Source organism: Streptomyces sp. C1-1 (assembly GCF_050214755.1).
GTDB lineage: Bacteria > Actinomycetota > Actinomycetes > Streptomycetales > Streptomycetaceae > Streptomyces.
Genome location: NZ_CP189826.1, coordinates 5,683,272 through 5,706,768 on the forward strand (window position 1 = coordinate 5,683,272; position 23,497 = coordinate 5,706,768).

Sequence of the window (23,497 nt, forward strand, 5' to 3'; positions counted from 1 at the left end):
CCGTTGCACCATCCGTATCCGAGGACACGGACGACGTACGGTCCCGCCGCCCCGCGCGGACCAGCGGCTCCCGAACCGGGTCTGGGGACTCAGGTGCGGCGTGCGGTGCGGTGCGGTGCGCGGTGCGTTGCGCTGTGGTGCTGTGCGGTACCAGTGTGTGCCGTGGGACCGCGGCTCAGTGGGCCACGACACGCGCCATGGGTCCGCGGCGCGGCTGCATCGGAACGCCACGAGCGGGTTCCGGTGCGGGCCCGACGGGTCCGGCGGCCTGGCGGCCGGCCGGGGCCGGGCTGCGGCGGGGCTGGGCACCCACGCCGTTCTGGACGTCCATCACGGCGTGCGCGACGAGACCGCCCATGGGGTCGTGCCTGATCAGGTCCCGCAGCCGGGACCGGGACGACCGTCCCTCGTTCCCCGGATACAGGTGCTTGCCGAGGCCGACCGCGTGCGCCAGTGCGGCGAGCGCCGCGGTCCGTGGGTCCGGCGGTACGCCGGTACGGATCGCGGAATCCAGCCGGGCCCTGATCTCCCGGCTGATGGCGGTGTCCGTCGCCTGGTAGCGAGTCGTCGGCAGCACTCCGCACATCTGGCCCGCCACGGCATGCACCATGCCGCACCGCTCCAGATGCGAGAGGTAGGTCTGGCGCAGCCCAAGGCGCGGCCCGCCGATCCAGTGGACGGCACGCACGGGAGCGCCACGCCTTCGCAGCAACTCCAATGCGCAGTCCAGAGTCGGATCTCCTGTCGGCCGTGGTGCAACCACGGCGATACGATCCCCGTCTGGGGCTATACGTCCGGCCAGCGCCAGCTCCACTAGCTGTGCTCCGGCCAGACCGAGGTCGAGCGACTGCGGCTGCGCAGTGGTACCCGTGGCCGGGTCCAATGCCAGCAGCAGAAGCTCCTCCGGAAGTGTTCTGCGGCTCCTGCCCATCCATGCCTCCCCGCGTGGATGAAAGACAGGGTGACCCCTCTCACATTGGTCTGTCGAGGGTGCGTGACCTCTTTGTGAGGGAACCGGTAGGTATGTCGTTCTCGTCTACCGCAGGGGTTAAGCCCGCACACAGGACACTGGTACATGGTTCGGACAGCGCGTACGGCGGTGTCCCGGGCGGCGATTCACGGTTCGTTGACGGTTCGGCAGTCGCGTGCGGGGCATGCGGCGGCACATGGAGGAGGCATCGGTGGCGGGCGAGTCCCCCGACAGGTCGAAGCAGCGCGAGTCGTCGGCAGAACCGACGTCGGGGAGCGCGGGTCCGGTTCCCGAGGCCAGGACGGCCGCCGATGAGGAACCGGGTACGCGCGGAGGCGTGGACACGGCCACGCGGGTGCTTTCGGTACGTGATCTTCTGACGGAAGCCGAGGAGACGGCGGAGACGGCGGACGAGGAGGCCGAGGCCGCCGAGACGGCGCGGCAGACGTCCGGGGCCGGGGACTCGGGGGCGGAGGACTCCGGGGCCTCCGGGGCCTCCGAGGTCGAGGAAGCCCCTGAGGGGTCCGACGCGGCCGGAACCGGTACCGATGCTTCCGGCACCGCCGAGACCGCCGAGAAGGCCCCCGAGGGCGCCGAGAGCGGCGACGAGAGCGCCTCCGGGGACGCCGGCGCCGATTCCGACGCGGAGGCGGCCTCGGGGCGCCAGGGAGGCGAGGACGGCCCGGAGGCCGGGACGGACGAGGGGGCCGAGAGCGACGCGGGCTCCGAGGACCGTGAGGTGTCCGACGCCGCCTCCGAGTCCGAGGGAGACGTTTCGGCCGACGGCGGGGAGAGCGGCCCGGAGGCCGACGGCGGTTCGGGCGGCTCGGTCGGCGACGAGCGGCTGCGCGCCGCCGTGGCTGCATGGGTCCGGTCCGGTGACTCCGACGGCGACGAGAAGTCCGCGGCTTCCGCGGAGCCGGCGGACGCCGAGGACGAGAAGCCGTCCGCGAAGACCGACGACGGCAGCGGTGAGGCCGGTTCGGCCGAGGCGGAGGCGGAGGCGGAGCCCGAGGACGCGGTGGCCGACGCCGAGCCGAAGGACGCGGTGGCCGACGCGGATGCCGATGCCGATGCCGAGTACGAGGACGCCGTCGCCGACGACGAGCCCGCCGACGACGAGCCCGAGGACTCCGTCGCCGACGCCGTGCCCGCGGCGAAGGCCGGCTCCGATGAGCCGAAGCCCGGCAAGGGCGCGGACTCCAAGGCCGGGCACGACTCCAAGGCCGATGCCAAGAGCGACGCCAAGGGCGATTCCAAGGCCCCCGGCGACGCCTCCTCGGGCTCCGGCCCCGTCGATCAGCCCACCGCCATCTTCAAGCGGCCGAGCCCTCGGGTCGACCAGCCGACGACCATGCTGAAGCTCAACGACCCCAAGCCGGGCGCCGAGCCGGCCCCCAAGCCGGGCGCCGAGCCGGCCCCCAAGCCGGGCGCCGAGCCGGCCCCCAAGCCGGGCGCCGAGCCGGCCCCCAAGGCGGACCCCGAGCGCACCAGCAAGTTCGTGGCGCTCAAGCCCCTGGACGACCCGGCGACGAAGAAGCCGGGGCCCGCGCCCGCGGAGGCCACGGCATCCGTCCCGCAGGTCGGCCCCGAGCGCACCACCCAGCAGCCGCTCCCGCCCAAGCCCCCGCTGGACCTGCTGGCGGAGCTGACCAACACCCCGCCGCCGCCGGAGACCCCGGTCCGCACGATCGTCCGCCGGGTCAAGATCTGGACGCCCCTGGTCCTGCTGCTGGCCGTCGTCTTCGCGATCGTGCAGGCGGTCCGCCCGCTCCCGGCCCCCACCCTCGACCTCACCGCCGAGGAGAGCTACACCTTCGACGGCGGCAAGGCCGACATCCCGTGGCCGTCGTCCGGCGAAGGCGCCCTCGACGTCCAGGGCATCGGTTCCTTCGGCTCCTCGGGCGCGCAGAAGCCCGTACCGATCGCCAGTGTCGCCAAGGTCATGACCACGTACCTGATCCTGCGCGACCACCCGCTCAAGGGCGACGGCGAGAAGATCAAGGTCGACCAGACGGCGCAGGACCAGGCGACCGCGGACGGCGAGTCGACGGTTCAGGTGAAGGCCGGTGACACGATCACCCAGAAGGAGGCCCTGGAGGGCGTCCTGATCGCGTCCGCGAACAACGTGGCCCGCCTCCTGGCCCGCTGGGACGCCGGTTCCGAGACGGCGTTCGCGAGCAAGATGAACGCCGCCGCCAAGGACCTCGGGATGAAGAACACGACGTACACCGACCCCTCGGGCCTGAAGAAGACCACCGTCTCCACGGCCGCGGACCAGGTCAGGCTCGCGAAGGCCGCGATGAAGAACCCGAGCTTCCGCGAGATCGCCCGGATGATGGAGTACACCGACTACAAGGGCAGCAAGCACAGCAACTGGAACCGACTCGTCGGCTACAACGGAGTCATCGGCATCAAGACCGGCACCACCACCGCGGCCGGCGGCAACCTCGTCTTCGCGGCCGTCAAGCAGGTCGGCGGTCAGACCCGGACCATCGTGGGCGCCGTCCTCGGCCAGGGCCCCGGCGGCAGTGACAACACCATCCTCGCCGGCGCGCTCGACGCCGGTGACAAGCTGATCCGGGCCGCGCAGGGCGCCCTGAAGGCGGCGACGATCCTGAAGAAGGGCGACGTCGTCGGATACGTCGACGACGGCCTCGGCGGCCGTACCCCCGTCGTGATCACCAAGGACGTCTCGGCCGTCGGCTGGGCCGGACTGAAGGTGAAGCTGTCCTTCGTCACCGGCGAACTCCCGCACTCGGCGAAGGCCGGCACCAAGGTCGGCACCCTCACCGTCGGCGACGGCGGCACGAGCGGTGCGGTGCAGGTCCCGGTGGAGCTGCAGAAGGACCTCGCCGAGCCCGGCTTCACCGACAAGCTGACCCGCATCGGCTGACCCGGCGGGCACGCCGCGACGCACCGGCCGCCGTCCCCCGGGGACGGCGGCCGGTGCGTCTTCGGGGGCAGGCCGCGGGGTGGCGGTGTCGGCGCTGCGTGCTAGCGTCACGAAACGGGGCAGGCCGTCGCGCAGGGGACGCGGCCGGGAAAGCCCCGGGGACGTGGCCGCGAACGCGCGGGCAACGGGACGCGTCCTGTGGACAGAGGACCAGAACAGAAGACGGGACACCACGGGGAGTGCCTTCAGGTGGCCACTGCGGAGCCGACACGCGCCGACGACGCCGATCCGGGACGGGGAACCGGCCCGCGAATACGCGTGCCCGTGCCGCGCGTCGACGCCCCTGACGGCGACGACCGCACGCGCGACGACCGCACGCGGGACACCCGTACGGAGGACGCGCCGTCCCGTGCGACGACCCTGCTGCTCGCCCTGCGCGAGCGGCTGCTGCGGCACCCGGTGCTCTCGATCACCGCGCTCGCCGGCGCCCTCCACATCGCCTGGTTCTTCACGTTCGCGAACAGTGGCGGCGACCTCGCGGCGCAGGACGCGTGGGCCGAGTTCGTCGGCCGGCACCCGGACTCGGCGTACAACCTCGCCTGGTACGGCGGCATGCACCCGGTGTCGTACAGCGTGGTGTCGCCGTATCTGATGTCCGTGCTCGGCGTGCGGACGACGATGATGATCGCGGGGACCGTCTCGGCGGGTCTGCTCACGATGGTCCTCATCCGCAGCCGGTCGGTTAAGAACCCCCTGTGGGCCTCGCTGGCGGGCGTCTTCGCGTTCCTGTGCAACGCGGCCTCGGGACGGGTGACCTTCGGCCTGGGCACCGTGTTCGCGCTGGGCGCGGTCGCCGTCGTGTTCTGCTGGCCGCACAAGTGGCGCTACCGCAGAGGGGCGAAGGCCGCCTGTGCGGCGCCGCTGGCCGCGCTCGCCACCCTGGCCTCGCCGGTGGCCGGGCTGTTCGTGGGGCTGGTGGCCGTCGCCCTGTTCCTGCAGAAGCGCCGGCCCGGCGCCTGGGCGCTGGGTCTCGCGCCGGCCGTCGTGGTGGCGCTGTCGGCCTGGCTGTTCCCCTTCTCCGGCACCCAGCCGATGAACGTCGGCTCCGCCAGCCTGCCGTTCATCTACGCGGTGCTGGTCTTCGTGCTCGTCCCCAGGAAGTGGACGACGGTCCGGCTCACCTCCGCGGTGTACGGCCTGTCCGTCCTCGGCGTGTGGATCGTCAGCTCCCAGATCGGCTCCAACATCACCCGGCTGGCGATGCTGTTCGCCGGTGTCACGCTGGTCGCCGTGCTGCCGTTCAAGACCCGGCGCACCCGCGAGTGGTACCTGACGGTCCTGGCCATCGCCGGCTTCACCTTCTGGATCGGGTTCAAGGCCGTCGACGACGTCGTGCGCACCACCCCGACCGCCTCCTGGGCCCGCGAGCTGGCCCCGCTCGTCAACGAGCTCCAGGGGGTCGGCGCCGAGAAGGGCCGCGTCGAGGTGGTTCCCGCCCGCTCCCACCGCGAGGCCTCCGCCCTCGCCCCGTACGTCAACCTGGCCCGCGGCTGGAACCGCCAGGCCGACATGGAGCGCAACCCACTCTTCTACGACGACACCCTCAACTCGGCGAACTACCACGAATGGCTGCGCCGCTGGGCCGTCCACTTCGTCGTGCTGCCCAAGGGCGACCCGGACGGCGACGGCGGCGAGCGCGAGCGGGAGCTCGTCCAGCGGGGCATGCCGTATCTGCGGCAGATCTGGGGCGACGCCAACTGGCAGCTGTTCCGGGTCACCGACCCGACCCCGCTCGCCGACCCGCCCGCCATCGTCGACCGCGCCGACCAGGGCGAGCTGACCATCGAGGTGAAGAAGCCCGGCCGGGTCCTGATCCGGGTCCCCTACTCCCCGTGGCTCGGCCTGGTCGACGCCAAGGGCAAGGGCGTGAAGCCCCCGCAGGAGACGGACGCCTCCAAGCACCGCGCCGACGGGCTGCCGAAGTCGTACGACAACGTCAACGGCTGCCTGATGCAGACGGAGGAGGACACCAAGGGCGACAAGTGGACCATCCTGCTGGCGCCCAAGGCGGGGACGTACCGGCTGGGGGCGCCGTATCAGCTGCCGCGCGGCACACCGTGCCCCGACGAGCTGAAGTAGCGCCCCCGGGGCGTCACTTCACCGGGAACGCGACGTCGCACACCTCGTCCTCGGGACCCGCCGCGTCCCAGTCCGCGAAGTAGACCTCCCGGCACGGGCCCGCCTGCTGAAGCCCCTGCGCGGCCATCCACTGCTCCACGGCCTCGAAGGCCGCCATGATCTGCGGGTGGGCCACCTGGGCCTTGGTGATCCGCGTGTACGCCAGCCGTTGGGCCGGCTCCACCCGCACCCGGGTCTCCCAGGTCCGGCCGTGCTCCTGCGCCCAGGCGCGCGCCGCCGCCTCGTCGGCGACCGGCACGCACGACTCCGCCGGACCGTCGCTCTCCATCGACACCTCGGAGTGGTAGACCACGTACGGCGCCGCCGTCACGCCCCCGCACTCCCCGGCCGCCGCCTCCAGCCGGCCCAGCGACGCGCCGATCCACGCCGGCAGCTCGTCCGCCAGCGTGTGCCGTGACTGGGTGATCACCACCCGCGCCGGTACGTCCACCGTCTCGACCACGAACTTCCCGTACATCTCGGAGCTCCTCCCCGACAGCCGTCCACGGAGGTACTCGGCGAGCGTCCGCTGCCCGGCCAGCCGGGTCTCCACGTCCGCCCAGTACGCGGCGAGCAGGTCGGCCCCCTCGGCGCCGTCCGCCTCGACCACCTCGGCGATCCGGGCCAGCGGCATGTCGAGCTGCCGCAGCAGCGCCACCAGCCGGGCCCGTTCCACCTGGCCCGCCCGGTAGTAGCGGTAGCCGCTGAGCTCGTCCACGTGGGCCGGGGCCAGCAGGCCGAGGCGGTCGTAGAGCCGCAGTGCCTTGGCCGAGAGCCGCGCCCGGGCCGCGAACGCGCCGATGGTGAGCAGTTCGTCGTCCACTCGAGCATCCTCCGTCATCGCGCGGAACCGTTCCGCCCGACGACGAGGGATGCTCGTCCTTGCCCCAGGGACAAGGTCAACGGACCCCTGCTAGGCGAGGGTGTTCTCGATCGCCGTCACGATCTGCGCCGCCTCCGGCTCGGTCTGCGGGGAGAAGCGGGCGACGACCTTGCCGTCGCGGCCGATCAGGAACTTCTCGAAGTTCCAGCGGATGTCGCCGTCGTGGCCCTCGGCGTCGGAGAAGGAGACGAGACGGTCGTAGAGCGGGTGCCGCCCGTCCCCGTTGACCTCGATCTTCTCCGTCATCGGGAAGGTCACGCCGTACGTCGCCGAGCAGAACTCGGCGATCTCCCCGGCACTGCCGGGCTCCTGGCCCAGGAACTGGTTGCAGGGCACGCCGAGGACGGTGAAGCCCCGGTCGGCGAAGCGCTCCTGGAGCCGCTCCAGACCGGCGTACTGCGGGGTCAGCCCGCACTTGGAGGCCACGTTCACGATGAGTACGGCCCGCCCCGCGTACTGGGAGAGGTCCGCCGATCCACCCTGGAGGGCATCGATCTCCACGTCGAGGGGGCCGGCGCCGTTGCTGTCTGCGATCGTCATGAGCGGATGCTAACTCCGCCGCGCCCCGGTCCGGTCCTGGGCCTCCACCAGGACGTCGCCGGCCGGGGTGCGGGAGTACAGCACCGAGCGGCCCGCCCGGCGCCGCTCGGCCAGGCCCGCGTCCAGCAGCACCTTCAGATGCCGGCCGACCGAGCCGAGCCCCTGGCCGGTCACGGCGGTCAGCTGGCTGGTGCTCATGGGTGAGCCGAGCAGCACGAGCACGGCGGCGCGGGCGGGGCCGAGGAGCGCGGCCAGGCTCGCGGGCGCGGGCCGCGCGGTGTGGTCGGCGAGGGCGCCCGCGCAGGAGTAGACGAGGGCGTACCGCTCGGGCTCCTCCCAGGACACCCAGCCCGCCTTGGGCGTGACCGGCACGAAGACCAGCTCGGCGCCGGAGATGTCGCGCGGCGGATACTCGTGCAGGTTGACCTGGAGCCGGTTCTCGCCGAGCCACCGGCTGCGCCCCGGCCGCAGCGAGTCCAGGACGCTCGCCCATCCGCCCCGACTGACCTGCGCGGTACGGGCGACCACATCGGCCTGGAGGACGTGCCGGCGACGATTCCAGTACGGCCGTACCGCCTCCGTCCACACATGGGTGAGGAGGTCGGCCGCGCGCTCGGGGAGGTCGTCGCGGCGCAGCTCGGCGGGGAGGGGGCCGCCCTCGAGGGCGACGACGACGTCGGCCCGGGCCTGCGCGGGGTCGGTCGCCCGGACCCGGGCCACGCCCTCCTCGATGGACTCGCCGTCCCTGGGGGTGGGCGCCAGGAAGTCCGCGATCCAGCCCCGGCCGAGCCCCGCACGCACCAGCCGCGCGGTCACCGGCTCCGCCGCCAGCAGCGCCCGATAGGCCGGGAGGTGGGTGCGCAGCCAGGCCTGTTCACCGGGGTGCGAGGGTTGGCCGCGGTGCATCAGCTGCAGACAGGCGAAGGTCTCGGCGAGCGGGGAGAGCACGAATCGGCTGCGGGCCAGGGTGTCGGCGTCGATCTGCCACCAGCCCATGCCCGCCCGCCCTCCGGCCTCGACGTTTCGCGTCCACGCGAAACAATAACCACAGCTCCACGGCTCTCCGGAGACTCCGGACATGCGCAGTTACCGAGACCTCTTCCGCACCCCGGAGTTCACCCCGTTCTTCCTCTCCTCGGCGGGCCTCACCGTGGCCCAGACGATCGGCGGTCTGGCCCTCGGCACCCTGGTCTACCGGGCCACCGACTCGCCGCTGCTGTCGGCGGTGAGCATGTTCGGGCCACAGCTCGCGCAGGTACTGGGCGCGACCTTCCTGCTCTCCGGCGCCGACCGGCTGCCGCCGAGGTCGACGCTGACCGGCATCGGTCTGTCCTTCGCGGCCGGTTCGGCGCTGCTGGCACTGCCCGGACTGCCGGTGTGGGGCGTCTTCGCCGTCGTCCTGCTGCAGGGGCTCGTCGCCTCGCTCGGCGGAGGAGTGCGGTGGGGGCTGCTGAACGAGATCCTCTCCAAGGACGGCTATCTGCTGGGGCGTTCGGTGTTCAACATGCTCTCCGGGCTCATGCAGATCACCGGATACGCGACCGGCGGCGCCCTGCTGGCGGTCCTCTCCCCGCGCGCGTGCCTGCTGCTGTCGGCGGCGCTCTACGCCGGCTCCGCCCTCGCCGTCCGCCTGGGCCTCACCGCCCGGCCGCCGCGTGCCTCGGGCCGCCCGTCCGTGGCGGCGACCTGGCGCACGAACCGGCTGCTGTGGTCGTCCCCGCCCCGCCGTCTCACCTACCTGGGCCTGTGGCTCCCCAACGGCCTGGTCGTCGGCTGCGAATCCCTCTACGTCTCCTACGATCCCCGGGCCGCCGGCGCCCTCTTCGCGGCCGCCGCGCTGGGCATGTTCGCCGGCGACGTGAGCGTCGGCCGTCTCGTCCCGGCAGCCCTGCGGCCCCGCCTGGCCACCCCGCTGCTCCTGCTGCTGGCCCTGCCCTACCTGCTGTTCGCGCTGCACCCCGCCCTGCCCTGGTCGGCCCTCCTCGCCGCCCTCGCCTCCGTCGGCTTCGGCGCGAGCCTCGTCCAGCAGGAGCGCCTGATGTCCCTCACCCCGGACGAACTCTCCGGCCACGCGCTGGGGTTGCACTCGTCCGGCATGCTGACCATGCAGGGCGTCGCCGCCGCGCTGGCGGGCTCGGTGGCCCAACTCACCTCGCCCGCCGTGGCGATGACGGTCATGGCGGCCGCGTCGGCCGCCGTGACGCTGGTGCTGGCTACTGCTCGGGGGTCGCGGTCCGCGGGTCGGGCAGCGGAGCCGGAGTCGCGGCCGGTGCCGCGGAAGCAGTCGGAACCGGAGCCGTCGTAGCAGCCGGAGCCGTGGCCGCCGTAGGAGCCGGCGTCGGCTCGCCGGTCATCTTCTGCGCAGCCTTGTCGAAGTACCGCAGCAGCTCCACCGGGAACGGCATCACGAGCGTCGAGTTCTTCTCGGCCGCCACCTCCACGACCGTCTGCAGCAGACGCAGCTGCATGGCCTCGGGGGTGTCGGACATGATGCGGGAGGCGTTGGCGAGCTGCTGGGCGGCCTGGAACTCGCCGTCCGCGGTGATGACCCGGGCCCGGCGCTCCCGCTCCGCCTCGGCCTGCCGTGACATCGACCGCTTGAGCGACTCCGGCAGCTGCACGTCCTTGATCTCCACGCGGTCGATGTGGACGCCCCAGCCGGCGGCCGGGCTGTCGATCATCAGGGCGAGCCCCTCGTGCAGCCGCTCACGGTCGGACAGCAGGTCGTCGAGGTCGCTCTTGCCGATGATGGAGCGCAGCGACGACTGGGCGACCTGGCCGACGGCGAAGACGTAGTCCTGGACCTCGATGGCGGCCCGGAGCGGATCGGTCACCCGGAAGTAGACGACCGCGTCGACCTTCACCGAGACGTTGTCCTTGGTGATGCCCTCCTGGGTGGGCACCGGCATGGTGACGACCTGCGTGTTCACCTTACGCATCCGGTCGACGAACGGAATCAGGAACGTCACGCCCGGCTGCCGGTACGACGGCAGGGCCTTGCCCATCCGGAACACGACCCCGCGCTCGATCTGGTTGACCACCCGCATACCGCTGCGCAGCACGAGCAGGGCGGCCAGGGCCACCAGCACGACCGCGACGACAGTGCCTTCCATGGCACTCCATTCCTCGAAAAGATTCCCCGTAAGGATTGCGACAAGGAAGTAGACACCGGACGGAGTTGGCCGGATGCGCCCGCACGCGTCAGGAGATCGTCAAGAAAGCCGTCCCGCACACGGTCCCGCACACGGCCCCGCACCGAGGGTCGTCGTCGTGGGCGCCGGCTTCGGCGGCATCGCCGTCGCCGCCGAACTCCTGCGGCACGGACTGGACGACGTCACCCTGCTGGAGGCGGCGCCGGAGCCGGGCGGCACCTGGTTCCACAACCGCTATCCGGGCGCCGCCTGCGACGTGCCGAGCCACCTGTACTCGTACTCCTTCGCCCAACGCGCCACCTGGACCCATCTGTTCTCCCGCCGCGACGAGATCCTGCGGTACGCGCGGGAGACCGCGGACGCGCTCGGCATCACACCGCGGATCGTGACCGGCACGACGGTGACCTCGTGCGTCTGGGACGAGGAGACCCGGACGTGGACGGTACGCGCGGAGCAGGGGCGGGAGTGGGTCGCGGACGCCGTCGTGCTGGCCACCGGACAGCTCGACAAACCGGCCTACCCGGCGGTGGACGGACTGTCCGACTTCGCCGGGCGCAGCTTCCACACCGCCCGCTGGGACGAGGAGTACGACCTGCGGGGCAAACGGGTGGCGGTCATCGGGACGGGGGCGAGCGCGGTCCAGCTCGTGCCGCGCATAGCGCCGCTCACCGCGCACCTGACGGTGTTCCAGCGGACCGGGAACTGGTTCCTGCCGGGCACGGACCGGCCGATGCCGGCCGCCCTGAACCGGCTGCTGCGGGCACCCTGGGCACGCCGGCTGTGGCGCCGGCTCCTCTTCCACGCCATCGAGCTGCTCACCCTCTGCATACGTCATCCCCGCACCGTCGGCCGCGTCGGCGCCCTGCTCTCCGCCGCGCACATGCGCCGCCATCTGCCCGACCCCGAGCTGCGCCGCGAGGTCTGGCCGGACTACGCCTTCGGCTGCAAACGGGTCCTGCTCAGCTCGGACTTCCTGCCGACCCTCGCCCGCCCCGACGTGGAGCTGGTGACGGACCGGATCGTCCGGATGACCCCCGAGGGGCCGCTCACCGAGGACGGACGGCTGCACGAGGTCGACTGCGTGATCCACGCGACCGGCTTCCGCACCAACACCTTCATGCTGCCCATGGCGATACGGGGCACGAACGGCCTGACCATCGCTCAGAGTTGGGCGCACGGGGCCCGCGCCCACCTCGGGATCATGGTGCCCGGCTTCCCCTCCCTGTTCCTCATCTACGGCCCCAACACCAACACCTCGGGCGGGTCCATCCTGTTCTTCCTGGAGGCGCAGGCCGCCTTCGTGCGCAGGGCCCTGCAACTGGTCCGCCGCAGCGGAGCCGTGGCCCTGGACGTGCTGCCCGAGGTGGAGGAGGCGGGGCTCGCCGCGCTGCGGGCGCGGTTCGAGGGCACGGCATGGCAGTCGTGCTCCTCTTGGTACCGCACGCCCGACGGCCGCAACGTCGCCAACTGGCCCGGCTACATGCGGGAGTACGCCGACCGCACCCGCCGGCTGACGCCCGCCGACTACCGGTTCATCCGCCCGCCGGACCGGTGAACACGCCGGACCCCAGGTCCTCCCCGCCGCTACAGCGGCGGCTCGTCGGCCAGCCGCAGCAGCCACTGGGCCGCCGCGGTGCCGCCCGCCAGATCCGTGCCGTCCGCCGCGCCCGGGAAGAGCCGGCCCCAGGAGCAGGCCCGCCCGATCGCGCCCAGCCGCCAGGCCGGGCCGAGGGCGCGGCGCAGCTCCGCCGGGCTGTGACCGTCGGCCGTCCAGGGTTCGAGATAGGCGTCCCGGAGGCGGGGCAGCACACCGGGACCGTGGCGGTCCACGGCACAGCGGGCGGGGACCAGGAAACTGCAGAAGGGGTGCGTCACCAGGCCGTCGCCCCAGTCGAAGAAGGTGAAACGGCCCCGCTCCGGCGCATGGAACACCTGCCCCTCGTGCAGGTCCGAGTGGTCGAGACAGTCCCCGACACCGGCCTCCGCCAACTCGGCACACCACCGCCCCACCCGCGGCCGCAGCCCGTCCAGCACCGCCCGCTCCTCCCCGGTCAGCGCCCCGTTCGCCTCGACGAGCCGGTCGAACAGCCCGGTCAGCTCGGCGGTACGGGCCCGGGGCACGCCGAGCGCCTCGATCGCCCCCGCGTGCGGTACGAGGGCGCGCTGCACCTCGGCGTACTGACCCAGCATCTCCTCCCAGGCGCGCGGGCCGGACTCCCCGGAGTCGAGGGTGTCGGCGAACAGCCGTCCCCCGTCCGGCAACAGCGACCAGCCGCGCTCGGCATCCACCGCGACCGGCGCCAGCACCCGCTGCGGCACCCACCCCGCCAGAGCCTCGCCCAAGGCCGCCTCGAAGCGGCTGCCGGGCGGATTGGCCTTGAACCACACCGCCCCGCCGGCCCCGTCGACGGCCAGCCGCAAAAGCACCGACCAGGGCCGGATCCGCACCTGCCGGGGCCCGGTCTCCCGCAGCCCCCGAGCGCCGAGCACCTCACTCACCCACTCCAGGGCGGAGCTCCGCCACGCCTCGTCGTCCCAGGGCGTCACCGCCGTCGGAAACCGCCCCCGGTCCACGCTCGGCGAGCCGTCCACCGTCACGTCGTCGCTCATCGCGCCATCCCACCACCGCGGGGGCGGACGCATCACCTGGATTTACGACGCCACGGTGCCCGAGTCCGAACCGCTCCGGGAGTCCTGAGCACGCCACGGCCAGTCGGCCTCGCGGCCCGCCTCGACGAGCGGGATCAGCCGGAACGCGGCGTCGCTGAGGCCGCCGAAGGTATGCCGGTGCGGGCCGGACGCGGCATGGCCCATCGCATAGCCCGCCAGGTTCCACGTGTAGACGGGAACGCGCACCGGCACCGCGCGCAACGGGTTCGCCCAGGGCGTCAGTTGGGTCTGCTCGTCGGTCACCACGACCACCCGGTCGTGCCGGTCGTAGTGCCGGGTGACGGCCGCTTCCGTGTTGGTCCCGCCGAGGTCGTGGAAGCGGTCCAGGACACGCAGCACCTTCTCGCCCGGCGCGACGTCGACCCGGCGGCTGTCGCTGCCGAACTCGACCAGGTCGGCCCGCTCCGCCCGCATCGCCAGCGCCGTACCGAAGATGGCCGCCGAGTCGGCACGGTTGAGCTGGGTCCGCTCGCTGGGCCGGTCGAACATCGAGCCGGAACGGTCCACCAGCACCAGCGTGCGGCCCGGCAGCTCGGGAACGTTGCCGAGGGAGTGCCCGAGGGCCGCCTCCAGGGCGTCCTCCCAGCGCCGCGAGGGCGCGTTGCGGTGGGCGGCCAGATAGCGGAACGGGAACTGGCGGGAACGCCGCACCTCGGCCGGGTCGGCGATCCGCCGTGCCACCTCGGCGGCCACCCGGTCGCCCACCCCGGCGAGGTCGAAGTTGCGCAGGTTGCGGACGAGGGCCATCGGCCCCATCGAGGGGATCACCGCCTCCCACACCGCCGCGTCCAACGGCCCCTGCAGCCAGCCCGCCACCGACTCCCAGGTCATCCCGGCCGCCGCCAGCCGCTCGGCCCCGCCCTCCCCGGTGACCACCGCATACCGCTCCTCGACGGGTACCGCCAGCAGCGCCCGGTGCGCGGCGAGCAGCTGCTCGCCGGCCGGCGGCACGGCACCTTCGCCACGGTGCCGCCGGTCGATGGCGTACCGGAACAGCCCGCCCTGCCAGGGGCGTTCGGGATGCGGTGCGGGGTGGGTCAGCTCGACGACGTCACCGAAGCGGTAACCCCGCGACCCGGTGTCGTACTTGAGCAGCGCCCGCCCGGTGTAGAGGCGCCGCACGGCGTCGGCGACACCACGCTTCACGGGCTGCGGCAGCCTCCGCCCGTACCGGCCGGTCCAGTAGGCGAGCAACTCACCCGGCTCGTCGGCCCGTTGGAGTACGGCGTCCACGGCCTGCCGGGAGAAGCCGGTCAGCCCCGCCTCCTGTCTGGCCCGCACGAACTCGGCCGCGCCCACCAGGGAGGCGGTCCGCATGTGCGCCTCGGTGCGCAGCCAGCGCAGCAGGCCGAGGGTCCACTCGGGGTCGCTGACGGCGAGTGTGCGCACCAGCCGCTCGTAGCGCTCGTCACGGGTGGCGGCGTCCTCGTAGAAGGTGTGGTGGCCGACCATGGTGGCCACGGCCAGCAGGAAGAGCTCGGCCTTGGGCGTACGGGCGTATCCCGCGCCGCCCTGGTGGGTGCGGCCGTGCGAAGGCAGGACGGCCCTGGCACGTGCGGCCCCCGACGGGCCGGACGCCGGCAGCAGCCACCGTCCGTGAGTGGAGAGCGACGACGTCGCTCCGCCCGCGGTCAAGCCCGGAATCTCCGCCTGGATCTCGTTCCTGGCCTCGGACTTGGCGCGCTGACGGTTGAAATGGGTCATGCAGAAGGTCCCCCTGGAAGCACCTTGGAAAAGGTGGCGCCTTCCGAGATCGAAAAAGGGCACCGGTGTGGTCTTTGACAGGAAGTAACCGGGGCACAGCGCATCGGAAGGCGTCGGAACGGGACGCTACCGAGCCCGGGGCGGGAACGCATTCGAATTATTCGGGGGCACGACTGGCTTTCGGGGCCACGCCTCACTACCGGGCCCCGGCCCCGCTTCCGGTCAACGAGCCCGCACCGCCCGCTGCAGCGCCTCCGCCGCGAGCCGCGTGGCCGCATGACGCGTCGCCGAGCCGAGCAGCTCCGTACGGATGGGGCCGCCGGCCGCGAGATGCCGGTCGTAGGGCAGGTGCACGACGCTGACGCCCGTTTCCCGCAGATGCGCCGTGGCCGTCTTCAGATCGAGGTTCGGGTCGGGCGTGGCCGAGATGAGCGCGACGACGGTGGACGCGAGCGCGGAGTGCGGCAACTGCGCCAGCCAGTCCAGTACGACCCGGGTGCCGCCGACGCCCTCGGCGGTCAGCGGCGCGACGACCACCCGGGCGTGCGCGGTGTCCATGGCCGTACGGGCCACTTCGCCCGGCAGCGTCTCGCAGTCCACGACCGTCACGCCGAAGTACCGGCGCAGCGCGAGCGTCGCCTTGCGGTACGTGCGGATGTCCAGCGGCGCACCTACTCGCCCCTGACTCGCCGGCAGCAGCCAGCCGCCACCGGAGACGGGCACCAAGTAGCCGATGACGTCCGTGAGTTGCATGGAGGGCTTGAGTATCTGGGCCAGATCACCCACCGACCAGCGCACCGACTCCGCCCCCAGCCGCACGGGAAGCGTCCCCAGCGCGGCGTCCGCCTCCAGGGCGAGCACCGGGTCGTGCCGGTAGTGGTTGAAGGCCCGGGCGAGCAGCGCGGCGGTCGTCGTCTTGCCCACGCCACCCCGGATGGACGTCACGGCGATGACCCGCCCGCTGGTGACCGGCTGCTGCAACTCCCGCCCGACCCTGGTCTCTTCGGCGACGTCCTGCGCGGCGGAAGAGGTCAGCCGACGAAGGGACTGCGCGGTACGCCGGGTCACGGAGTCCCCGTGCGCGGGCTTGCCGAGGGCGAGCGCAAGCCGAGGATCGAGGGTGGGGACGGACTCGGGCGTGGGCTGGACGAGCGCGGGCGCGGCGGGACGGGGGCGAGGGGCGGGGGGTGGGGGAGCCGGAGGAACTGGGGCAGCCGAGGGAGCTGGGGCAGCCGAGGGAGCTGGGGCAGCCGGGGGAGTCAGGGGCATGGGGGGTGCCGACTGCGCGGCGGGGGCCGGGGCGGGGACGGGCACGGGCACGGCGACGGCGTGTGGGGTCGGCTCGGGCTGGGTGGCCGGGACGGGCTGCTTGGTCGGCTCGGGCTGGGTGGCCGCGACGGCGGGCGGGGCGGGCTCCGGCTGAGTGGCCGCGACGGGTTGCGGGGCCGGCACGGGCTGAGTGGCCGCGACGGGCTGCGGGGTCGGCTCGGGCTGGGTGGCCGCGACGGCGGGCGGGGCGGGCTCGGGCTGGGTGGCCGGGACGGGCTGCTTGGTCGGCTCGGGCTGGGTGGCCGGGACGGCGTGCGGGGCGGGCTCCGGCTGAGTGGCCGCGACGGGTTGCGGGGTCGGCTCCGGCTCGGCCGCCGGGACCGGCTGCGGGTCGAAGTCGGTCAGAGGCTGCGCGGCGACCTTCTCCAACTGCGCCTGCTGCTCCCGCCGTTCCTCCTCCGGGGGTACGTCGTCGGAGGCGGTCGCGGCGGCGTTGCGCGCGGAGAGGGACCAGCCCGGGTTGGGACGCTGCTCGTCGGGGTGACGTACCGGAAGGGGAGCCCGGTCCCCCGGGGCGTCGCCGTCCGAGGCCGGAGGAGGCTCGGCCGCGGCCTCCGGAACGGCGGCCGGCGCCACCGTGTCACCGCCCCGCATGTCCCGCAGCACCTCGTCCTGCCGACCGTCACCGCTGCCCTGAGCCCGGTTCATCCCCGCCGCCTCATGCTCTCGCCCACGTTCACGTCCGCCCATGTCCACGCTCACGCTCACGCGAAGGTTCCGAGCAGCCGCCCGTACACCCCGAAGACGCCGATCACCAGCGGGAACAGCGCGATGACCCCGACCGACTCGAGCACGTCGCCGATCCGCGTCAGCCGCACCCGTAGACGCTCGGACGGCCGCACCACGAGCACGCCCAGCGCGACGAGGGCCGCTGCGACGAGCGCGGCGACCGCCCCACCGGCCCCACCTGTTCCGCCTCGCTCCGCCCATACCCAGGCGAGCCGGACGGCCACCACGGCACCGGCCAGGAGCAACGCCACGACCTCGGGCACCAGGGGGTAGGCCCGGGACCGCAGCGCGAGCACCAGGGTGACGGCGAAGGCGAGCGTCACCGTCCACACGTTCACCGTACGCAGCGCGAGCACTCCGCCCACGGCGGCGGACCCGGCCGACACGAGGGTGGCGAGGGCGAGCCCCCGGTGGGTCGAGGCCAGCGCGGCGGACACCTGATACCGGCTCACGGACGACTCACCGGACCGCCGGTCGTCGAGCCCCGAGAGCCCGGAAGCCGTCAGGGCGAACCGGGGCAGCAAGCCGAGAGCGACGACGGACACCACCCCGAGCACTGCGCCGGCCCGCCCCACGGTGGTCACCGCGACGGCGACCTCCCAGCACACCGCGCTTCCCACGACGGCGACGGCTCCGAAGAACCCGGCACGTCCCAGCGGGGAACACCACCCGAGGAGGGCCAGGGCGACGGCCACGACCCCGGCGACCCCCGCGAGCCGCACGGCATCGGACCACTCCTGGGCGTCCGCGAGACTCCACACGCCGCACACGCCCACGGCACCGCCGGCGGCGACGAGGACCCCGGCCGCCCCGCGCCCGTCAGCGATCCGCGCGACCAGCGCCCCGGCCAGGGCGGCAAGCGCGGCGATCACGAGAAGCGCCCCACCCACCTCGGCCGCGTCGAACTCCCGCCGAGCGAGGAGGGATGCGATCAGCGCCCACCCCACCACCGCACACCCGGCGACGACACGCCCCGCCGGCGCCCCCCAGCGCCAGGCGCGCGCGTCCGGATCCGCGGCGGCCTCGCCGGTCACACCGCGCACGAGCCGCAGCACGTCGCCGTCGACCACCCCGGCGGACTCCAAACTGGCTTCGGGATCGAGCACACTGCCGTCGGCGGTCACCAGATGGCGCGTTTGCGGTCGCGTACCCACTCGGTGGTCGAGTAGCCGCAGCACCTCGGGAAGCAGCCGTCCGACCGGCTCCTGCGAAGGCAACACCAGTTCAACGCGCCGCCGTTCACCCACCAGGGTGACCCGGCTCAACGCGAGCCCCGTACGGCTCGACGCCCCCGTAGATATCACGCGTTCGAACTTATCACCGGCGGGAAGAGGCCCCGCCGCTCGTCACACGGACCGTCCCCACACTCCGCACACAACACGGCGAGGATCCCCACACCCGCAAACACCGCCCCCCACCGGGCGGCTCTCCCCGGCGGGCCGGCCGGGTGTTTCTGGCTCGGCCATTCCAGCCTGTGTTGTCCCGGTTAGGCATTATTCAATTCATTTGACGCTCTCTTTAAACACGCTAAGATGATCTACTTCAGCAGGAATTCCATAGGGAGAGTGCATGCGCAAGAGGCATTTCGGGACTGTTGTCGCCGCCGCGGTGGGAGCTTTTACGCTCTTTTCCACCCAGGCCTCCGCCATTACCTGGGAGAAGGATTTCGCCACCGGCCTCGCACCGTCCTCCAGCGGGTCGGCCGTCTGGTCCTACAGCCCCAATGAGGACGCGAACGCAGCTTTCCAGGAGAACGGCGACTGGTTCTTCGTCTCCGACAACAGGGCGGACGGTTTCTCCGGTGTCGCCGAATGGCGCCTCTACAACACGAGCGGAACTCTCGTGCGCGGCGGATATGTCTGGATGAACCTGGGAGCCGGTGAGTCCCGCTGGCAGAACAAGGACTTCACCGAGGGCTACAAGCTCATGTTCCGGGCCTGCCGAGGCCACTCCGACGGCACTTATCTCGAGCACTGCGACAACTGGGTGACCACGACCGCCTGACACCTGGTCCACGGAATCGGGCCCCAATAACAAATCCAAAGAATCTGCCTTACACGTGCTGCCAGGGCAGTTCGCGGCGGACCAGTGCCCGGGCGAACGGTTCTCCGGTGGCCCGGGCATAGGCCATCCGCTCACGCACCTCGCTGAGGGTGCGTGGGCGGTAACCCGGGCCGCCGCAACAGCTCTTGTGGAAACGCACACCGGCGTGCAGCAGCACGGAGAGGGTGCGCCAGGCGGCGGTGTCCCGTCTCTTGGGCGCCGCGAAGGCGGAACCGACGTGGATCAGTGGTTCGGCGCAGCGCGGACAGACCCGGTCGTGGTCGTGATGGCCGGGGTAGGGCTGCTTGTACGCGGCCCGGCAGGGCAGGCAGACGTACGAGGTCTTTCCATGGGCCATGCGGGAAGGGTAGGGCCACCGCGGGGGCCGGCTCGACGGATTTACGGCAAGCCGCGCAGGCGCTTCAGCGTCAAGGACACCGTGACCCTCCCGCTCCAGGCTCTCAACTGCGCGCCGTACTCCGTGAGTTGATCCGCTGTTAATCTCATGATCATGCCAACTTTCCGTTGGGGAAAGCTCACAGAAGGAACCCAGTGATCAAACGACGCTCTCTTGGACGCATAGGTACCGTCGCGGGCACGCTGTCCGCCGCCGTCCTCCTCACCGTCACCCAGGCATCGGCCGTCACCGCCGAAGTGGAGCGTGCCACCGCCGTGGACGGCCCTTCCTCCACCGACGGCTGGCTGTGTACGTCTGTCGGCCCCAGCACCAACCACACGGCCCAGGCCTGCTATTCGAGCCTGGGCGACTGGCTGAACATCTATGACGGCAAGGCGGACGGCTACTCGGCCGTCATGGACTGGGAGATCCGCGACCCGAACAACCAGGTCTACCGCTACGGCTCCACGTTCAACGCCGACGGCGATGGCGCCGACCGCTACAAGAACAAGGACTTCCCGGAGACCAATTACTCGATTCGGTTCCGCACCTGCCTCGGTCACTGGTCGACCAAGCTGATCACGGCGGGCACGTGCTCCGCATGGCTGACCACGTCCACCTGATCCGCACCTGACGGCACCTGGCCGATGCCGACCGCGTGCCGCCACGCGCACTGACCACGGCACCGCCGCGATGATCACGACGAAGGGCCCGTTCACAGGCATCACGCAATGCGAAGGCAGTGCGGCCCGCCTAGCCTGGACATATGAAGCGCGTCGTCGTTGATCATTTCGGCGGTCCCGAGGTTCTGAGGGTCGTGGAGGACGACGACCCCCGACCGGGGCCTGGTGAGGTCTGCGTCAGAGTGCTGGCCGCAGGCGTGTCGTTCACCGATGCCCAGCTGCGCGCCGGCACCTATCTTGGAGTGCCGAAGCCGCCGTTCACGCCCGGTTATGAGCTCGTCGGCATCGTCGAGGAGCTCGGGCCGGGCTGTTCGAGGCTGCGAGTGGGGGACCGCGTCGGTGCCCTGACGGTGTGGGGCGCGGACGCGGAGCGCGTGTGCGTGCCGGAGGCGGAGGCGGTCGAGGTGCCCGAGAACCTCGACCCGGCAGAGGTGCTGAACCTCGTCTTCACCTACATGACCGCCTACCAGCTCCTGCATCGCGTGGCGAGGGTGAGGAGCGGCGAGACGGTGCTCGTGCACGGCGCCGCCGGCAGGGTGGGCACCGCTGTCCTCGAGCTCGGAGCAGCCGCCGGGCTCAAGCTCTACGGGACCGCGTCCGCCCGCGACCGCGCCGCGGTGGAACGGCTCGGCGCGGTGGCGATCGACTACCGCAACGAGGACTTCCTTCAGCGGGTGCGCCGGCTCCCCGGGCGAGGTGTCGACGTCGTGCTCGACGGGCTCGGCGGTGCCGTGTCCCTGCGCTCCTTCCGCGCGCTGAGGCCCGGCGGACGGCTTGTCGTGTACGGCCACTACGCCACCCTCGAGCACGGGCACAAGAACTGGCGGGCATGGGCGGAGTGGTACGCGTCGACCGGCGCCGTCGGGCTCTGGAGCCTGCTGTCGCGCCATCGGCAGCTGCTCGTCTACCGGATCCAGAAACTGCACGGCCGCCACCGCCAGCTGGTCCCCGTGGCCGGCGGCCACCCAGCGCTTGCCGTGGGTGGAGGTCCCAAGGATCCGGACCAGTACCGGGCGGACTTCCGCGCGCTGCTCGAACTGCTCCGTGAGCACAAGATCCACCCGGTCGTGGCCGAACGCCTGCCGCTGTCCGAGGCCCGCCGAGCGCACGAGATGCTCGAACGCTCGGCGGCAAAGGGAAAGCTCGTGCTGGTGCCATAAGTCTTGAGCCATGAGCCGAGCCATGAGCCATGAGCCGAGCCATGAGCCATGAGCCGAGCCATAAGTCTTGAGCCATGAGCCGAGCCTTGAGCCATGAGCCGGAGGCCGAGGCCGAGGCTGAGGCCGAGGCTGAGGAGGACGCTCGCAGATGGTGCGCGACGGCCCTACCGGCCGAGTGCAGGAGGCCGTGTCCGGCGGGGCGCGGCAGGCCTCGCAGGCCCGCTACCTGCCCATTGCCGAGCACGGCCTGATCGGCGACATGCACACCGTCGCGCTCGTCGGCACCGACGGCACGATCGACTGGTACTGCTGCCCCCGCTTCGACTCGCCGAGCGTCTTCGGGGCGGTTCTCGACGCCGACCGCGGGGGAGCGTTCCGTATCGCGCCCGACTGCGACGGCTGGACCTCCAAGCAGCTCTACCTGCCCGACACCGCGATCCTCATCACGCGCTTCCTGATGCCCGGCGGGGTGGGGGAGGTGCAGGACTTCATGCCCCCGCCGCGTACCGGTGAGGCCGCGCACCGACACCGCATGATCCGCCGGGTGCTGGCCGTGCGCGGACAGATGGGCTTCGTCGTCGACGTCGCCCCCCGTTTCGACTACGCGCGCGCCCGCCACGACGTCGAACTCACCCCGTACGGCGCGCTCTTCCGCTCCCCCGAGCTGCAACTCGGCCTCTCGACGCGCCACCCGCTCCAGATCGTGGGCGACCGGGACGTCCGCGGGCGCGTCGCGCTCCGGGCCGGTGAGACGGCCACCTTCGTACTCGACCGCGTCCAGCCCGGCGAGCGACAGGTGCCGTACACCGACGACGACATTGCGGCCGAGTTCGACGCCACGGTGGCGTTCTGGCGGCATTGGCTGCGGGGCTCGCGCTACAGCGGGCGCTGGCGCGAGACGGTGCACCGTTCCGCACTCACGCTCAAGCTGCTCACGTACGCGCCCACGGGCGCGATCGTGGCCGCTCCCACCACCAGCCTGCCGGAGGAACTCGGCGGCGCACGAAACTGGGACTACCGCTACACGTGGATGCGCGACGCCGCCTTCTCCCTCTACGCGCTGCTCAGGCTGGGGTTCACGGACGAAGCCGGCGCGTTCATGGGGTGGTTGGAGCAGCGTTTCCGCCACGCGGCCGACTACGGCGAAGCGGGCCCCTTGCAGATCATGTACGGCATCGACGGGCGCGAGGAGCTGCCCGAGCAGGAACTCTCCCACCTGGAGGGCTACATGGGCTCGGCGCCGGTACGGATCGGCAACCGGGCGGCCACCCAGCTGCAGCTCGACATCTACGGCGAGCTGATGGACTCCGTCTACCTGTGCAACAAGTACGGGCGGCCGCTCTACCACGACGGCTGGATGGAGTTGACCCGCAACCTCGAGTGGCTGATGGATCACTGGGACCAGCCCGACGAGGGGATCTGGGAGACGAGAGGCGGCCGGCGTGACTACACGTACTCCCGGTTGATGAGCTGGGTGGCGGTCGAGCGCGCGGTCCGCATCGCCCGCCAGCGCGGCCTGCCCGCCGACCTGCTCCGCTGGACGGCAGTCCGGGACACCGTCTACAGCCAGATCATGAAGCGCGGCTGGAACTCCGCCCGCCAGGCGTTCGTCCAGCACTACGACACCGACGTGCTCGACGCCTCCCTGCTGATCATGCCCCTGTGCAAGTTCGTCGCGCCCACCGACCCGCGCTGGATCTCCACGCTCGACGCCATCACCGCGGAGCTGGTCTCCGACAGCCTCGTCTACCGATACAACGCGGAAGCCTCACCCGACGGGCTCGCCGGCACGGAGGCGACGTTCTCGATGTGCTCCTTCTGGTGGGTGGAAGCACTGGCCCGGGCCGGTCGCCTGGACGAGGCGCGCCTGGCATTCGAGAAGATGCTCACCTACGCGAACCACGTCGGGCTGTACTCGGAGGAGATCGGCCCAACAGGCGAACAACTCGGCAACTTCCCCCAAGCCCTCACCCACCTGGCGCTGATCAGCGCCGCCCACGACCTCGACCGCCGCATCACCTGACCACCTCGCCTCAGCAAAGACGCTCTGGAGAACTTCACCGAGCGAGGGCAGGCTCGTCGGCCTGCGTCCCAGGTCGGCGTGGCCGGGCGTGGTACTGGCTCCGGGAAGTGAGCACCTCCGGCGTCGATCACGCCTCCGCC

18 protein-coding genes are annotated in these 23,497 nt (G+C 72.1%); 8 read left to right on the forward strand and 10 right to left on the reverse strand.

Translation table 11 applies throughout. The annotated features are described in order from the left end of the window. Positions 1 to 175: 175 nt before the first annotated feature. Entirely contained in the window at positions 176 to 931 is a 756-nt protein-coding gene (locus ACQF4J_RS26085) for a GOLPH3/VPS74 family protein (RefSeq protein ID WP_351560951.1), read from the reverse strand. Between the two features lie 223 nt (positions 932 to 1,154). On the opposite strand from ACQF4J_RS26085, the gene ACQF4J_RS26090 reads away from it, so the two are divergent. Together ACQF4J_RS26090 and ACQF4J_RS26095 are read left to right on the forward strand one after the other, a co-directional pair. Beyond that, entirely contained in the window at positions 1,155 to 3,866 is a 2,712-nt protein-coding gene (locus ACQF4J_RS26090; protein WP_427166890.1) for a D-alanyl-D-alanine carboxypeptidase, read from the forward strand. Positions 3,867 to 4,115: 249 nt separating this feature from the next. Continuing rightward, on the forward strand, positions 4,116 to 6,005 hold the full coding sequence (locus tag ACQF4J_RS26095; protein ID WP_351560954.1) for an MFS transporter: 1,890 nt from the start codon (positions 4,116 to 4,118) through the stop codon (positions 6,003 to 6,005). A gap of 13 nt (positions 6,006 to 6,018) precedes the next feature. On the opposite strand, the gene ACQF4J_RS26100 is transcribed toward ACQF4J_RS26095, so the two are convergent. The 3 genes from ACQF4J_RS26100 to ACQF4J_RS26110 all read right to left on the reverse strand — a co-directional run bounded on the left by ACQF4J_RS26100 (position 6,019) and on the right by ACQF4J_RS26110 (position 8,463). After that, positions 6,019 to 6,885, reverse strand: coding sequence for a MerR family transcriptional regulator (locus ACQF4J_RS26100; RefSeq protein ID WP_351560956.1), 867 nt, complete (start codon positions 6,883 to 6,885; stop codon positions 6,019 to 6,021). A 72-nt stretch (positions 6,886 to 6,957) separates the two neighbouring features. Then, positions 6,958 to 7,467, reverse strand: coding sequence for a glutathione peroxidase (locus tag ACQF4J_RS26105; RefSeq protein ID WP_351560958.1), 510 nt, complete (start codon positions 7,465 to 7,467; stop codon positions 6,958 to 6,960). Between the two features lie 9 nt (positions 7,468 to 7,476). Beyond that, complete coding sequence (locus ACQF4J_RS26110) at positions 7,477 to 8,463, reverse strand: ArsR/SmtB family transcription factor (RefSeq protein ID WP_427168617.1); 987 nt, start codon at positions 8,461 to 8,463, stop codon at positions 7,477 to 7,479. An 82-nt stretch (positions 8,464 to 8,545) separates the two neighbouring features. Here ACQF4J_RS26110 and ACQF4J_RS26115 point away from each other — a divergent pair, with 82 nt between their 5' ends. After that, a complete protein-coding gene (locus ACQF4J_RS26115; protein WP_351560960.1) occupies positions 8,546 to 9,772 on the forward strand; it encodes an MFS transporter in 1,227 nt (408 codons plus the stop codon). Here ACQF4J_RS26115 and ACQF4J_RS26120 read toward each other — a convergent pair. After that, a complete protein-coding gene (locus ACQF4J_RS26120) occupies positions 9,681 to 10,580 on the reverse strand; it encodes a slipin family protein (RefSeq protein WP_351560962.1) in 900 nt (299 codons plus the stop codon). The genes ACQF4J_RS26115 and ACQF4J_RS26120 overlap by 92 nt on opposite strands. 157 nt (positions 10,581 to 10,737) lie before the next feature. Here ACQF4J_RS26120 and ACQF4J_RS26125 point away from each other — a divergent pair, with 157 nt between their 5' ends. Then, positions 10,738 to 12,174, forward strand: coding sequence for a flavin-containing monooxygenase (locus tag ACQF4J_RS26125; protein WP_351560964.1), 1,437 nt, complete (start codon positions 10,738 to 10,740; stop codon positions 12,172 to 12,174). Positions 12,175 to 12,203: 29 nt separating this feature from the next. Here the strand turns inward: ACQF4J_RS26125 and ACQF4J_RS26130 are convergent, their stop codons facing one another. The 4 genes from ACQF4J_RS26130 to ACQF4J_RS26145 form a co-directional block, all read right to left on the reverse strand. Further along, positions 12,204 to 13,229, reverse strand: coding sequence for an aminoglycoside phosphotransferase family protein (locus ACQF4J_RS26130; RefSeq protein ID WP_351798912.1), 1,026 nt, complete (start codon positions 13,227 to 13,229; stop codon positions 12,204 to 12,206). 42 nt (positions 13,230 to 13,271) lie between these two features. Then, positions 13,272 to 14,993, reverse strand: a complete 1,722-nt coding sequence (locus tag ACQF4J_RS26135) for a TROVE domain-containing protein (protein ID WP_351798909.1) — start codon at positions 14,991 to 14,993, stop codon at positions 13,272 to 13,274. Between the two features lie 222 nt (positions 14,994 to 15,215). After that, a complete protein-coding gene (locus ACQF4J_RS26140; RefSeq protein WP_427166892.1) occupies positions 15,216 to 16,970 on the reverse strand; it encodes a hypothetical protein in 1,755 nt (584 codons plus the stop codon). A 56-nt stretch (positions 16,971 to 17,026) separates the two neighbouring features. Then, entirely contained in the window at positions 17,027 to 18,355 is a 1,329-nt protein-coding gene (locus ACQF4J_RS26145; RefSeq protein WP_427166893.1) for an EsaB/YukD family protein, read from the reverse strand. Positions 18,356 to 18,620: 265 nt separating this feature from the next. On the opposite strand from ACQF4J_RS26145, the gene ACQF4J_RS26150 reads away from it, so the two are divergent. After that, positions 18,621 to 19,055 (forward strand): hypothetical protein, encoded by a 435-nt coding sequence (locus ACQF4J_RS26150; protein ID WP_351560976.1) that lies wholly within the window; start codon positions 18,621 to 18,623, stop codon positions 19,053 to 19,055. Positions 19,056 to 19,104: 49 nt separating this feature from the next. On the opposite strand, the gene ACQF4J_RS26155 is transcribed toward ACQF4J_RS26150, so the two are convergent. Then, positions 19,105 to 19,452 carry a deoxyxylulose-5-phosphate synthase gene (locus ACQF4J_RS26155; protein WP_351798901.1) on the reverse strand — a complete coding sequence of 116 codons (348 nt, stop codon included), beginning with the start codon at positions 19,450 to 19,452 and terminating at the stop codon, positions 19,105 to 19,107. A gap of 194 nt (positions 19,453 to 19,646) precedes the next feature. Here ACQF4J_RS26155 and ACQF4J_RS26160 point away from each other — a divergent pair, with 194 nt between their 5' ends. From ACQF4J_RS26160 to ACQF4J_RS26170, 3 genes are all read left to right on the forward strand, one after another. After that, positions 19,647 to 20,114: a hypothetical protein gene (locus ACQF4J_RS26160; protein WP_351560980.1), complete on the forward strand. Its 468-nt coding sequence runs from the start codon at positions 19,647 to 19,649 to the stop codon at positions 20,112 to 20,114. Between the two features lie 143 nt (positions 20,115 to 20,257). After that, entirely contained in the window at positions 20,258 to 21,334 is a 1,077-nt protein-coding gene (locus tag ACQF4J_RS26165) for a medium chain dehydrogenase/reductase family protein (RefSeq protein WP_427166896.1), read from the forward strand. A gap of 148 nt (positions 21,335 to 21,482) precedes the next feature. Continuing rightward, a complete protein-coding gene (locus ACQF4J_RS26170; protein WP_351560984.1) occupies positions 21,483 to 23,357 on the forward strand; it encodes a glycoside hydrolase family 15 protein in 1,875 nt (624 codons plus the stop codon). Positions 23,358 to 23,497: the final 140 nt, after the last annotated feature.